20 protein-coding genes are annotated in these 11,199 nt (G+C 72.0%); 19 read left to right on the top strand and 1 reads right to left on the bottom strand.

Going from position 1 to position 11,199, the window contains the following annotated elements; genetic code table 11:
• The first annotated feature begins 20 nt into the window (after nucleotides 1–20).
• From ACZ7OO_RS18550 to ACZ7OO_RS18495, 12 genes are all read left to right on the top strand, one after another.
• Nucleotides 21–371 carry a hypothetical protein gene (locus ACZ7OO_RS18550; RefSeq protein WP_471505825.1) on the top strand — a complete coding sequence of 117 codons (351 nt, stop codon included), beginning with the start codon at nucleotides 21–23 and terminating at the stop codon, nucleotides 369–371.
• Complete coding sequence (locus ACZ7OO_RS18545; protein WP_471505824.1) at nucleotides 368–1,087, top strand: exonuclease domain-containing protein; 720 nt, start codon at nucleotides 368–370, stop codon at nucleotides 1,085–1,087. The genes ACZ7OO_RS18550 and ACZ7OO_RS18545 overlap by 4 nt, the downstream gene beginning before the upstream one ends.
• A gap of 77 nt (nucleotides 1,088–1,164) precedes the next feature.
• Nucleotides 1,165–1,926 carry a hypothetical protein gene (locus tag ACZ7OO_RS18540; RefSeq protein WP_471505823.1) on the top strand — a complete coding sequence of 254 codons (762 nt, stop codon included), beginning with the start codon at nucleotides 1,165–1,167 and terminating at the stop codon, nucleotides 1,924–1,926.
• Nucleotides 1,923–2,495 (top strand): RusA family crossover junction endodeoxyribonuclease, encoded by a 573-nt coding sequence (locus ACZ7OO_RS18535; protein ID WP_471505822.1) that lies wholly within the window; start codon nucleotides 1,923–1,925, stop codon nucleotides 2,493–2,495. The genes ACZ7OO_RS18540 and ACZ7OO_RS18535 overlap by 4 nt, the downstream gene beginning before the upstream one ends.
• Nucleotides 2,492–2,938 (top strand): hypothetical protein, encoded by a 447-nt coding sequence (locus ACZ7OO_RS18530; protein WP_471505821.1) that lies wholly within the window; start codon nucleotides 2,492–2,494, stop codon nucleotides 2,936–2,938. Before ACZ7OO_RS18535 ends, ACZ7OO_RS18530 begins: the two co-directional genes overlap by 4 nt.
• Nucleotides 2,925–3,557 carry a hypothetical protein gene (locus ACZ7OO_RS18525; protein WP_471505820.1) on the top strand — a complete coding sequence of 211 codons (633 nt, stop codon included), beginning with the start codon at nucleotides 2,925–2,927 and terminating at the stop codon, nucleotides 3,555–3,557. The genes ACZ7OO_RS18530 and ACZ7OO_RS18525 overlap by 14 nt, the downstream gene beginning before the upstream one ends.
• A complete protein-coding gene (locus ACZ7OO_RS18520; protein WP_471505819.1) occupies nucleotides 3,554–3,838 on the top strand; it encodes a hypothetical protein in 285 nt (94 codons plus the stop codon). Before ACZ7OO_RS18525 ends, ACZ7OO_RS18520 begins: the two co-directional genes overlap by 4 nt.
• Complete coding sequence (locus ACZ7OO_RS18515; protein WP_471505818.1) at nucleotides 3,838–4,134, top strand: WhiB family transcriptional regulator; 297 nt, start codon at nucleotides 3,838–3,840, stop codon at nucleotides 4,132–4,134. The genes ACZ7OO_RS18520 and ACZ7OO_RS18515 overlap by 1 nt, the downstream gene beginning before the upstream one ends.
• 216 nt (nucleotides 4,135–4,350) lie before the next feature.
• On the top strand, nucleotides 4,351–4,560 hold the full coding sequence (locus tag ACZ7OO_RS18510) for a helix-turn-helix domain-containing protein (protein WP_366026527.1): 210 nt from the start codon (nucleotides 4,351–4,353) through the stop codon (nucleotides 4,558–4,560).
• Nucleotides 4,561–4,640: 80 nt separating this feature from the next.
• Nucleotides 4,641–4,982 (top strand): hypothetical protein, encoded by a 342-nt coding sequence (locus ACZ7OO_RS18505; protein WP_471505817.1) that lies wholly within the window; start codon nucleotides 4,641–4,643, stop codon nucleotides 4,980–4,982.
• 32 nt (nucleotides 4,983–5,014) lie between these two features.
• Nucleotides 5,015–5,497 carry a hypothetical protein gene (locus ACZ7OO_RS18500; protein ID WP_471505816.1) on the top strand — a complete coding sequence of 161 codons (483 nt, stop codon included), beginning with the start codon at nucleotides 5,015–5,017 and terminating at the stop codon, nucleotides 5,495–5,497.
• Nucleotides 5,494–5,928, top strand: coding sequence for a hypothetical protein (locus tag ACZ7OO_RS18495; protein WP_471505815.1), 435 nt, complete (start codon nucleotides 5,494–5,496; stop codon nucleotides 5,926–5,928). Before ACZ7OO_RS18500 ends, ACZ7OO_RS18495 begins: the two co-directional genes overlap by 4 nt.
• A 77-nt stretch (nucleotides 5,929–6,005) precedes the next feature.
• On the opposite strand, the gene ACZ7OO_RS18490 is transcribed toward ACZ7OO_RS18495, so the two are convergent.
• Nucleotides 6,006–6,278 carry a hypothetical protein gene (locus tag ACZ7OO_RS18490; RefSeq protein ID WP_471505814.1) on the bottom strand — a complete coding sequence of 91 codons (273 nt, stop codon included), beginning with the start codon at nucleotides 6,276–6,278 and terminating at the stop codon, nucleotides 6,006–6,008.
• A gap of 228 nt (nucleotides 6,279–6,506) precedes the next feature.
• Between ACZ7OO_RS18490 and ACZ7OO_RS18485 the strand changes: the two genes are divergently transcribed.
• Genes ACZ7OO_RS18485 through ACZ7OO_RS18455 form a run of 7 tightly spaced genes read left to right on the top strand, consistent with a single transcriptional unit; the run spans nucleotide 6,507 to nucleotide 10,867 of the window.
• The gene (locus tag ACZ7OO_RS18485) at nucleotides 6,507–7,793 is read left to right on the top strand and encodes a hypothetical protein (protein ID WP_471505813.1); all 1,287 of its coding nucleotides are present in this window, start codon (nucleotides 6,507–6,509) and stop codon (nucleotides 7,791–7,793) included.
• A complete protein-coding gene (locus ACZ7OO_RS18480) occupies nucleotides 7,790–8,200 on the top strand; it encodes a hypothetical protein (protein WP_471505812.1) in 411 nt (136 codons plus the stop codon). The genes ACZ7OO_RS18485 and ACZ7OO_RS18480 overlap by 4 nt, the downstream gene beginning before the upstream one ends.
• A complete protein-coding gene (locus ACZ7OO_RS18475) occupies nucleotides 8,197–8,655 on the top strand; it encodes a hypothetical protein (RefSeq protein ID WP_471505811.1) in 459 nt (152 codons plus the stop codon). The genes ACZ7OO_RS18480 and ACZ7OO_RS18475 overlap by 4 nt, the downstream gene beginning before the upstream one ends.
• Complete coding sequence (locus ACZ7OO_RS18470) at nucleotides 8,645–9,127, top strand: hypothetical protein (RefSeq protein ID WP_471505810.1); 483 nt, start codon at nucleotides 8,645–8,647, stop codon at nucleotides 9,125–9,127. The genes ACZ7OO_RS18475 and ACZ7OO_RS18470 overlap by 11 nt, the downstream gene beginning before the upstream one ends.
• A complete protein-coding gene (locus ACZ7OO_RS18465; RefSeq protein WP_471505809.1) occupies nucleotides 9,124–9,468 on the top strand; it encodes a hypothetical protein in 345 nt (114 codons plus the stop codon). The genes ACZ7OO_RS18470 and ACZ7OO_RS18465 overlap by 4 nt, the downstream gene beginning before the upstream one ends.
• Complete coding sequence (locus ACZ7OO_RS18460; RefSeq protein ID WP_471505808.1) at nucleotides 9,465–9,941, top strand: hypothetical protein; 477 nt, start codon at nucleotides 9,465–9,467, stop codon at nucleotides 9,939–9,941. The genes ACZ7OO_RS18465 and ACZ7OO_RS18460 overlap by 4 nt, the downstream gene beginning before the upstream one ends.
• Nucleotides 9,941–10,867 carry a hypothetical protein gene (locus tag ACZ7OO_RS18455; RefSeq protein ID WP_471505807.1) on the top strand — a complete coding sequence of 309 codons (927 nt, stop codon included), beginning with the start codon at nucleotides 9,941–9,943 and terminating at the stop codon, nucleotides 10,865–10,867. The genes ACZ7OO_RS18460 and ACZ7OO_RS18455 overlap by 1 nt, the downstream gene beginning before the upstream one ends.
• The last annotated feature ends 332 nt before the right edge of the window (nucleotides 10,868–11,199 follow it).

The raw sequence follows: 11,199 nt of genomic DNA, 5'->3' as shown, positions 1-11,199 counted from the left end.
GCCTTCGGACGGAGCTGCTCGTGGAGCGGAGTACCACGCACGGTCACAGCGGCACGTCGATCTACATGACCTGGCAGGACGTGATCGGCCGCTGCACCAACCCCAAGCACAAGAGGTGGGCCGACTACGGCGGACGCGGCATCACCGTGTGCGAACGCTGGCGGGACTTCGCCAACTTCCTTGCCGACATGGGGGAACGCCCGGCCGGCCTGGAGCTGGACCGCATCGACAACAACCGCGGCTACGAGCCCGGCAACTGCCGCTGGGCCGACCGCTCCACCCAGATGAAGAACCGGCGGGACGTCGCGTACGCCGGCACGGTCCGCGACGAGCTGACGGGCCGGTTCCTCTCGAAGGGAGACCACGAGTGACCCGAAAGACATGGCTCGACTTCCCCTTGATCGGGTTCGACACGGAGACCTCCGGTGTGAACGTCCGCGAGGACCGGATCGTGTCGGCCTGCGTTGTCCGCTGGGGCGGCGGTCTGCCGACCGAGCCCCGGAACTGGCTGTCGGATGTGGGCGGGATGGAGATCCCGGCCGAGGCGAACGCGATCCACGGCATCAGCACCGAGCGGGCCCGCACGGAGGGCCGCCCGGCCGCCGAGGTCATCCGGGAGGTCACCGAGGTGCTGTCCGCGTACTCGATGGTCGGCCTGCCGATCGTGGCCATGAACGCCCAGTTCGACCTGACGTTGCTGGAGCGCGAGTGCGAGCGGTACGGCGTCAAGAGCCTGTGGGACTCGACGCCGGTTGTCCTGGACCCGCGCGTGCTGGACAAGCACGTCGCGAAGTTCCGCAAGGGCAAGCGGAACCTGGGCGCGATCTGCTCGTTCTGGGGCGTCAAGCTCGACGGCGCGCACAACGCCGAGGTCGACGCGAAGGCGGCCTGCGGGGTCGTCTGGAAGATCGCCCGCCGGTACCCGTGGCTGACCCGCGAGGAGCTGGGTGACCTGCACGAGATGCAGGCCGCATGGGCGCGGGAGCAGACCCGCGAGTTTCGCGAGTACCTCGCCAGCGTCGGCCACCAGGTGGACGACGACCCGTTCGATTGGCCGCTTCTCCCGGCCCCCGCCGCCACGGCCTGACCGGCCGCTGCCGCCGCCCGGGGGCGCACCCCGGGCGGCGGCCCTCACCGCTTCCACCTCACCAGGCAGGACACCCCATGAGCTACGACGAAGAGGGCACTTTCCACGAGCCGTTCGGCCCCGAGTACGTGCGACCCAAGCAGGCCGACTGCCCCAACTGCCCGTGCTGCAGCGCCGCCCTGTGCGAGCGGGGCCGGGCGGACGTGACCGGCTGTACGAACCACACCAGCGACGAGACCCGCGCGACGGTCGCGGGCTGCCCGTGCTCGGCGGAGTCGACGCACGGCACGATGGCGTGGCACATGGCGCGGATCCGCGCCGTCACTGCGGCGAAGACGAAGCCGCTGCTGCCCGCCGCCGAGACGCTGCTGCGGGAGATCGCCACCGAGCAGCCGGTCAACGACCCGGACGGGACGCTGCTGCCGCAGCTGACGGTCCGCCGCTACGTCGAGCTGGGCGAGAACGGGCCGAGGCTGACCGCGTTCGGCCGGCTGTACCTCGACGCCCGGGTCGAGCAGTGGGCGGCCACCGCGGTCACCGTCGTGGACGTCGACAAGAAGGCCGGACTGGCGCGCGTCGTTCTTGCCCGCCGGGTGGCCGACTCGACGGTGTCCGTGCCGATGTACCAGCTCGCCAACCCCGGCACCGGCCTGGGCGTGGACGAGTTGCCGGGCGTGACGCTGCACGCGTACGCGAACACCGCCGCCGCCCGGGACGAGGACGTAGTCCTGTTCGGGATCAGCAACCCGCGGGTCCCCGCTCCGCCGTACAAGCCCGGCGGCATCGTGACCGCGCCGGTGGCCCCGGTGGGCACCGAGCCGGCCGGGGGTGAGGGATGACCGTTTCGGCAGCCGAGCGGCCGGGGGACCGCGAGCGTGCTGAGCACATTGGGGGCTTCCTGGCGCCCGGCCGTACGGACGACACGTGGGGCACGGTCTACCCCGGCGAGCCCCACAGCAAGGCGCGTCCCCGGTTCGACAAGGAGGGCCGCGCGTACAAGGACCCGGCGGACAAGCAGGCCGAGGAAACGACGAAGTGGTGGCTGCGGCAGCGGTGGCGGAAGGCGCCGCTGACCGGGAACGTCGCCCTCGGCTGCGTCTTCTTCCGGTCGTCCATGCAGCTGATCGACGGCGACAACATGCTCAAGCACGTCTGCGACGCCGGTAACGGCATCGTGTGGCTGGACGACTCGCAGGTCACCGCGAAGTACTGCGAGGTCCAGCTCGACCCCGAGCACCCTCGCACTGTGCTCGTGGTCGGCCCACACGTCTCCACGATGCGCCGGGGCACCGACAACGTCCGCACCTGCCCCGGCTGCATGGAGCAGTTCGTGCCGTCGCGGGGCGCGCAGGTGTACTGCAACGCGGACTGCTACAAGGCCAACCGCCGGAAGGTGGTGAGCCGGTGACCGCCAGCTGGGAGAACATCGCCGCCGTCCTGGAAGGGGAGACGGTCTCGGACGCCGAGTTGGCCGAGCGGCTGGACTGCGGCCCGGACCTGGTGGCCCGGGTCCGCGCCAGCCTCGGCCAGCCGGCTTTCCCGGCACCGCCCAGTGCGACCGCCTCCTCGGAGGAGCAGCGGTTCCGGGAGCTGGCCGTTGAAGGCATCGACGGCCATGTGCGGTGGTCGGGTCGCACCACCCGGGAGGGGGTGCCGCTGGTCGACCACTTCGTCACCGCGGCCCGAGTCGCGTTCCGGCTGCACCACGGCCGGGAGCCCGAAGGGCAGGTGCGCGGCACCTGCCTGGTGAACCACTGCCTGGCGGGCGAGCACCTCGCCGACCGGGTCATCCGCGAGCGTCGCCGCGAGCAGGCCAGGGCCGACAGGGAGGCGCTGGATGACCTCGTATAAGGCCGACGTCCGCGCCGCGCTGTGGGAGCAGATCGCCCGCCTGTTGAAGTCCGAGGACGTCTCCAACACGGAGGCTGCCGTACGGCTCGGCGTAGATCGCCGATTCGTCGCACGGGTGCGGGCCGACCTCGGTCTGCCGCAGTACCAGCGGCCCCCGGTGCGGTGGACGCAGGAGCGGTTCGACCAGATGACGCGGCAACTGCGCGGCGGCCACCGCCGATGGCTGGGCCGCACATCCCCGGACGGCGTGCCGATGGCGAGCCGTGACGAGTCCGCGTACCGGGTCGCGTTCCGGCTGCACCACGGACGTGACCCGGTGGGCCGCGTCGAGGGGACGTGCACCAGGAAGCGCTGCGTGGCGGGCGGACACCAGCGGGACGACGTCATGCGGAAGACCACCCCCGAGCTGCCGGTCGGGCTCACGCAGAACGGCATGGACCTGGTTGCGATCCGGCGCGCGCTGAGCGGCGAACCGCCATACCCGCCGCTGAAGCCGAAGGAACGGCGGTACGCCTTCCGCCAGGCCGACCCTGACCTGTCCATCGCCGAGCTGTCGGCGCGGCTGGGCTGTGCCCCGCGCACGATCTCGCGGTGGCGGGAGAAAGGGGTCCCGGCGTGATCCTGCACCTGTTCCTCGCATGGATCGACCTCGCCCTGGCCGTGGACGCCGCCGTGTCCACCGCGCCCGAGTGGGGACCGCCCGCAGCAGCCTGCGCCGTCCTGCTCGCCCTGGCCTGGCTCGCCCTGTCGGACAGTGCCCGGACCCGTGTCCGGACACTGTCGGCCCCTCTCCTTCACCTTCCCCGCTTCAAGCCGCTGACCTGCAAGGACACGTGTCCGGACACGTCAGCGGACACCAGCCCGGACACGTTCGGACACGACTCCCGAGGAGGCCGCTGATGCGCACCAGCTACGACGCCCCGAAGACGCACAGCCGACCCGACTGGTGGGGTGACGACGCACTGTGCCGCGAGTACGACCCCAGCCAGTTCTTCCCCGAGGACTGGCGGCGCGGCCCCGGGAAGCTGCAAGCGATCGTCGCCAAGCAGATCTGCGCCCGCTGCCCGGCCATCACGCCGTGCCTGGACGGGGCCCTCGAGCGCCGCGAGCCGGTCGGGATCTGGGGCGCCCTCGACCCCGACGAGCGAACCGAATTGGTGAACAGCCGTGGCCGGACGCAAGCCCCGGCGGCCTAGACAGCCCAAGCGGCCAGAGCCGCCACCGACCGGCGTCCTCGACTGGACGCACGGCCACTGGGGCGGCGTCGAGAGGAAGTGCCGCTACTGCCCCGGCCTCACCCCGCTGCGAGACAGCGACGGGAGACCCGCGCACAAGGTGTGCGCGGAGGAGGCCATCGCCCGACAGGTCGAGGAGTACGCCGAGGCCTGGGAGAACGAAAGGCTCCGCGAACAGTGAAGTACGCGAAGATCCCCGCCGACCAGCGCGAACGGATCGCGCTCGAGATGAGGGACCGGTATTACCGCGGGTCGTCCATCCGCAACCTGCGCGACCACTACGGCTACTCGTACGGCACCGTGCACAACCTCCTGCTGTCGGTCGGCACCACGCTGCGCGGCCGTGGCGGCATCAAGGGCGCCAAGCCCAAGAAGAAGCAGGCCTGACCCCACCGACCGGCCCGGGGCGGCTGCTTCCCCGCCAACGCCGCCCCGGGCCCCTTCAACGACCAGCCAGGAGACACCTCATGGAGAACCGAACCGTCGTCGGCCTCGCCGCCGCCGCGGTCGCCGCGCTCATCATCGGCACCGCCTGCAGCGGCCAGCTCGGCGACGACGACAGCGGATGCCAGGGCGCCGCGCAGCTGCACGCCGCCCCGGCCGCCGCGGCGAAGCCAACCCGCCTCCCGGCCGGCTCGGTACGGAAGGTCCCCGCCGCCCCGCCCAAGACCACCAAGGCCCCTGCCACCCGCCGACCGGCCCCCCGGATCTCGAAGGCCCCGCACGCCACGAAGACGCCGCACACGGGCAGCCACGGCCACCACGGCGGCCACGGACCAGACATCGACATCGACCTCGACGGCTGCTGACCCACCCTCACGAGCACTTCCCGGAGCACCCCATGATGGACACCGACGCCGCCGCACGGCGCATCTACGCGGCCCTCGCCGCAGCCATGGACGGCGACGCCGACACCGCCGCCGACCACATCCAGGCCGTCGCCACCGACGGCGACATCAACCGCATCTACGGGATCTGCTGCGCCCTAGGACACGCCGCCACCCGCTCCCTGCAGATCATGTTCGGCGACCAGGCCCCGCGCCCCGAACGCGGCGACATGTGGGTCCTGCACCAGCTGGAGCCCGAACTGCGGCCCGACCGGGCCCGGTCCGGCGAGGACAGCCCGGCGCAGATGTTCTCGCTGCGGTTCATCACCGCGTACGCCAACGGCGACGCCGCCAACGACGAAGCCCTCTTCGAGGCCGCCGCGCAGATCGGCGGCGAGCACCTCGTCCGCTGCGTCGTCCAGCTCGTCGCCGACACGGCCGGCCTGTGCAACGCCGGACACGCCGCCCTCGGCACCACCCCCGGAGCAGCCGCGTGACCACCCCGCCGCCCGGCGTCCGCCTGTTCCACGGCGGCGTCCCCGGCCTGCGCCCCGGCGCCCTCGTCCTCCCGCCGGTCGTCACCGGCGTCGAGCACACGCTGACCGGCACCGCGCAGGCCCTCGGCGCCAGCCCCGAACACGCCCGAGGCGACCGCGTGTACGTGACGACCGGCCGGGACGTCGCCCGCGTTTACGCGGCATTCAAGCCGGACGGATCGCTGTACGAGGTCCAGACGGACGCGCCGCTGGAGGCTGACCCGGACTGCACGGTGCCGGGCGTCTCATTCGCGTGCACGGCCGCCGTCGTCGTACGGGTGGTCGACCCGGTCGTGCTGTTCCGGGACCGGCCGTTCGACGCGTGGGTGCGCATGCTCAACCGGGCCACCGAGGCGGCCGGAGCACTGGCCGGCGGGCGGCAGGCCGGATGATGGCAAGAACAGCGCACACGCGCGAGGCGGGGACGGCGCTGGTCTGCTGCCCCCGCCTCGGCGTGCCTCCGCGCGGCTCAGTCCTCGTCGGCCTTACGCCGGCTGGTGACGGTGGGTTCACGCAGGCGCTCGACCTCGGCGGCCCGCGCGATGCGGCGGATGGTTTCGTAGCTGACGCCGGTGTGCTCGGCGACCTCGCCGGGCTTCATGCCGTCCTCTGTGAGGGCCTTGACGACGGCCGCAGCGAAGATCTCAGCCCCTTCCTTACGGATGTCGTCAGCCCTCTTCTCGGCGGCCTCCTTCGCCGCCACGGCGTCCTTCAAGCGGGTCACTGGGGTCTCCTCCGGCATGAACTGATCTTCCCACAGGGCTTTGGCCACAGGGGGCTTGGCCTCGTGGGTTTGTGCGCCATCTACTACTACCGCATAGCCAACATGATGGTTGGCCAAATGCTATGTTGGCTAAGTCTTGATCATCGCGATGTGGGCGGTGATCAGCCCACCAGTCATGCCCGCCCGACAAGCCACTGGAAAGCCCGTGAACGACTTGATCGATGAGGGACCGAGGGGAGGTGCAGAGTGAGCCTGTATCCGATCCTTTGGGCTGCAGAGCACGCCCCCGTCCGTGACGCCGAGGAACGCGCGATCCTGATCGCCCTCGTGATGAAGGGCGACTTCGACGGCTGCAACTGCTTCCGGTCGTACGCGACGCTGGCCAAGGTCGCGCGCGTCGACGCGAAGACGGCCGGTCGCCGATGCCGCGAGATGGAGAAGCGTGGCATCCTGCGGCGGCAGGAGGAGTACCGCTCCCAGGCCTGGCTGGCGATCCCGGAGAAGCAGCGTCCCGTCGTCTGGGAGGTCATGATCCCGGCCGAGTTCTGGAGCCCTCTCCAGCTCGCCGAGGTCAACGAGCAGCGTGCCTCGATCGGCCGCCGCCCGCTGACCGCCGAGAACCGGCCTGCGCTCGCCGAGGCACCTGCCAAGAAGACCCGCGCCGACAAGGGCATGAAGCGGTCGAAGAAGGACGACCAGCCGGGTGATGACCCAGGGACTGAGAGTCCCCGGGGCGAGCCCGAGGCCGATGCTTCCGACGTCGCGGACCCAGGGACTGATAGTCCCCACCCCCAGGACTACGAGTCCCGACCCCCAGGACTAGCAGTCCCACAACCTTCTGAGACACCTTCCCAGTCACCATCCGAGGAATTGGCGCCTTCGGCGCGAAGCGCTGGTGACGCCCGTAGGGCCTCTACCGGTAGTGGCGCGCGCGCTCGAGGCGGCTCCGCCGCGCCGAAAAAGCGCACGCCCTCGAGGAACAGGACCCGGCTGACCCGCGACGAGCTTGCGGCCGTTGCCGTCGTGGAGCGGGCGGTACCGCCGTCGCTGCTGGAGCTGCTGGACGGCGAGAAGGTCCCGCACGGCTGGCGGGTGGCGGTGGCCCGGGAGCTGGAGAACCGCACCGCGGAGCAGCTTGCCGACCGCGTGGCCCGCCGCTGGGTGCGGCACCGGTACCAGAGCGCTCTCCTTGCCGGGAAGGGCATCGCGAACCCGTACGCGGTCCTGCAGGCGCTCTTGAGGCCCGGCGAGTGCCCGGATGCCGGGTGCGAGGACGGCGAGTTGATCGACACCGGCGCCGACTGCCGGGCCTGCCAGGAGCGCAGGGCCAACCGGCGCGGCGGCGTGGCGGTGCCGTCGCAGCGGACCGGGCGGTCCTGGTGGGAGTGCCGGTTGTGCCGCAACCCGAAGCACAGCGAGCCCGAGCCGGAAGACCGCGAGTGCCGGGACTGCAAGCAGGAGGCCATCGCGGTCTGCGAAGCCCTCGCAGCCCGCCTGAACGCCACCACGAGCCAGGAGGCAAACACCGCATGAGCACCGAAGTGACCGAGCTGGGCGAGGCGCTGCGCGCCTTGGGTGAGCGAGGTGAGCACCTGATCGCCCTGCAGCCCGCTCCGGAGGACCTGGACGAGATCCGCGAGGAGATGGACGCTGCCCGGCGGCTCCTCGTGGTGGCCCGCGCCTCGCTGGCCCGCAGGTGCGCGCAGCACCCGAACGCGCCGACCGACCCGGCAGCCGGGGGCGCGTGCCTGTTCTGCGCGACGAACCGCCGCCGCGGCGAGGCGGCCACCGTCACCCAGGCGGTGCCGCTGCAGACGGTGGCCCGCGCGGTCGCCGAGCTGGGCCAGGAGGAGGCCGTACGCCGGTACGGGGCGCAGGTGGTGACCCGGGCGGTGCTGCGCTGCCGCACCGACATCGCGCTGCTGCAGGAGTCGGCGTGAGCGGCGACCTGACCCCGCGTGAGCAGGCCGCCCGTGCCATCGCTGACTTCGATCAGGCGATGCGCGACCCGCACCGCGCCGTCGACCCGATGGGTGTGCTGTTCGCGGCGCTCGGCGACGCGGCCAACCGGCATGCGACTGAGGCGCGGGCCGCTCGGACCCGGTGGCGGAACCGGCCGGAAGCCAAGGCCCGCCGGTCGGCCGCCGCGAGGAAGGCCGCTGAGACCCGGGCGGCGAACAAGGCCACCGAGCGGGCCGCTGCGCTCGCCGAGTACGAGCGCGATGCCCGCGTGCCCACGGTGACGTGCCCGCACATGGACTTCGTCCCGTACGGCGGCGGCGAGACGACCTGCATTCGAGAGCCAGGCCACCGAGGCGAGAACCACGAGGACATCGACGGCCACACCTGGCCGAACGAGTGCGACGAGGACTGTGGAGAGATCTGTGACTGCTGAAACGACTACACAGGCCGAGGGGCCCCGGATCGTCGGCGAGGCCCTGGCGAAGGGCGTGACCGGCGACCTGGAGGGCGGCGTCGACCTGATCGTGCCGCTGATCGCGGCCGGTTGGGGCAGCGCGTACGCGCTGGCGGCGATGCTCGCCGAGACTGCATCGCACATCGCCCGCCGCGACCACCAGCCCGGCACGGTGTTCGGGATGCCGGTCCAGAACGCGGTGACCGGCGAGTGGGCATCGGCGGAGGTGCTGCCGCCGCACGTGCGGTTCGCCGCGCAGTTCACCACCGCGTGGGCGAACCGTGACCGGGCGCACGCGGAAGCCATGTTCACCGCCCTGTACGAGCACTCCGCGCCGGACGGCAGTGAGCTGGTCGACGGGCTGCTGACGCTGTTCCAGATGGCCGTGTGCACCTCGCAAGAGGTGGTCGCCGAGGAGCGGGCTAAGCGGGAGCAGGGGAGCGGCTCGTGACCCTGGTGACCCGCGACAAGAGGACCGGGCTGCGTCGGGGCCCGATCCGCTTCCCCGACGGGCATCCGCCGGTGCCGTCCGGGTGCCGCTGGTGCGGCATCCCCGAGGCCACACACGGCCGGGGCTACATCGCGTCGGCCGGGATGCACACGTGGGAGCAGCCGACCAGCGCGCAGGTCCTGCGCCGTTTGCGGGCCCGCGCCCAGGCCCAGCAGGAGGCCCGCCGCATGGCGCCGATCCTCGCCGCGTTCGAGCGGGGCGCCGACCTGGTCGGCCCCCGCGAGCGCCGCCGACGCGAGCGTGCCGAACAGACCACCCCGACCAGCGGAAGGACCGCATGACCACCCTGACCCCGGCGCGGCTCGTGACCGCGGCCGATCCGACGCCCGTCGAACAGGCCGTTGTGGACGGCATCGCCGACGAGTTCGGGCCCGAGACGTTCCTGTGGATCGTCTTCCACCGGCCTGATGGCGGAGCCCGCATCTGGTTCGCGTGGACCGACGGCGGGCCCGCGCTCGGCGATCGCGTCGACCAGCTGGCCGTCGCGACCGGCCTCGACGCGGCGGACTGGCTCCACATCGGCGACCGGCACAAGCAGCTCCACCACCGTGGCCGCATCCGCACCGAGGCGTACCCGCTGCGGCCGGTCCTCGCCGATGTCCAGGCCGGCGAGCGCTGCCCCGGCGACCGGCGCGAGCGGCTACTCGCCGTGATCGCCGCTGCGATCGCCGACGCCGGACGCACCACCGAACCGGCCGTGCCGCACTGGCACGGCTTCGGACCCACCCTCATCAACCGGAAGGACCAGCACTGATGAAGGACCTGCGTACCGAAGACGACGTCCGTGGCTTCCTCCGCCTCTGCCTCAACCCGGGCCATGGCATCGATCGGGCGCCGCTGCAGCTGACCAAGGTCATGCCAGAGCCGCTGTACGAGGCCGTGGTGCGGTATGCGCCGCACCTGGCCGAGCTGCGGCAGGCTGCCGAGTTCCGTGAGGAGCAGGGGCACATGGCACGCCAGATGTACGCCGACGGCCTCGCCGAGTTCATCCGCGGCGACAAGGCGAGCCCAGCCCCCACAGCAGTGACGCCCGAGCCAGTCAAACCGGCGCTGTGCCCGCAGAACCGGGTGAACGACGTCATCCGCCTCGGCGACAAAGCCGAACTAGGCGAGCACTTCTTCAAGACCCCGGCGCTCGGCGGCCCGGCCCGCTGCGTGTACTGCGGCAGCCGCATCCCCGAGCCGCCCGCCTACCGCACACCCGACGGCCGGCTGTGGACGCTGGCCGCCGAGCCGCACCCCACCACCGGGCAGCCGCTGTTCGAGAACCCGACCGCCCCGGTCCGCTACGACTCGGCGAAGCTGCGCGAGGTGTACGCCGGCGAGGTCTTCGAGGTGTGGCCCGAGAGCAGCAAGCCGAAGACGGTGCAGGACTGCCCCGGCGTCGGCGAGTACGGCAAGGGCCTAACCGGCAAGACGGTGCACATCGGCTGCTGCGAGCCGTCCAGCAGCGACGGCGGCGCCGAGCGGGCCGCGGCCGACGCCGCGGCCCCGGTCTGGGTGTTCAACGACCGCTCCGTGAACCGGATGACGAAGCACGCCCGCCACCCGGAGAACCCGGCCGTGACGCTGTGCCCGCGCGAGTACCAGGCCAGTAAGCCGATCCGTGCCGACCAGGCCGCCCAGCTCGCCATGTGCGGTAGCTGCCGCCGCGCCCTGACCGGCGCCGTCGAGGACTGAGGCCTCGTGCCGCAGCGAACGGCCGCCCTGCCCGTAACAGGGCGGCCGTCCAGCCCCAGCAAACCAGACGGGCCGGCGAACGCCAGGCCCCACCCCGGAAGGCGCCACACACGTGACCGATCAGCACCAGCGCGTCGGCTCCTGCCCCTGGGGGTCCTGTGCGCGGCCGTGCTTCGAACGACTGCCCGCCTGCCCTCAACACGGCTACGACTGCGAGCCCGACGGCCACTGCGAGCCGCCCACCGTGAACGGAGAGGTCGTGTGATGCACCCGCTACTCGGGGTGGTCCTGGCGTCGCCGCTGCTGCTGGCCGCCGCGGTCGGATCCGCGCG

It is taken from the genome of Streptomyces sp. NPDC111744 (genome assembly GCF_055634995.1).
This window is presented reverse-complemented; position numbering and strand designations above follow the sequence as displayed.

What these genes read in the sequence shown, in the direction of transcription:
- ACZ7OO_RS18540 (WP_471505823.1), top strand. Translation starts at nt 1,165, where the DNA reads ATGAGCTACGACGAAGAGGGCACTTTCCACGAGCCGTTCGGCCCCGAG.
- ACZ7OO_RS18535 (WP_471505822.1), top strand. Translation starts at nt 1,923, where the DNA reads ATGACCGTTTCGGCAGCCGAGCGGCCGGGGGACCGCGAGCGTGCTGAG.
- ACZ7OO_RS18525 (WP_471505820.1), top strand. Translation starts at nt 2,925, where the DNA reads ATGACCTCGTATAAGGCCGACGTCCGCGCCGCGCTGTGGGAGCAGATC.
- ACZ7OO_RS18515 (WP_471505818.1), top strand. Translation starts at nt 3,838, where the DNA reads ATGCGCACCAGCTACGACGCCCCGAAGACGCACAGCCGACCCGACTGG.
- ACZ7OO_RS18505 (WP_471505817.1), top strand. Translation starts at nt 4,641, where the DNA reads ATGGAGAACCGAACCGTCGTCGGCCTCGCCGCCGCCGCGGTCGCCGCG.
- ACZ7OO_RS18500 (WP_471505816.1), top strand. Translation starts at nt 5,015, where the DNA reads ATGATGGACACCGACGCCGCCGCACGGCGCATCTACGCGGCCCTCGCC.
- ACZ7OO_RS18490 (WP_471505814.1), bottom strand. Translation starts at nt 6,278, where the DNA reads ATGCCGGAGGAGACCCCAGTGACCCGCTTGAAGGACGCCGTGGCGGCG.
- ACZ7OO_RS18480 (WP_471505812.1), top strand. Translation starts at nt 7,790, where the DNA reads ATGAGCACCGAAGTGACCGAGCTGGGCGAGGCGCTGCGCGCCTTGGGT.
- ACZ7OO_RS18460 (WP_471505808.1), top strand. Translation starts at nt 9,465, where the DNA reads ATGACCACCCTGACCCCGGCGCGGCTCGTGACCGCGGCCGATCCGACG.
- ACZ7OO_RS18455 (WP_471505807.1), top strand. Translation starts at nt 9,941, where the DNA reads ATGAAGGACCTGCGTACCGAAGACGACGTCCGTGGCTTCCTCCGCCTC.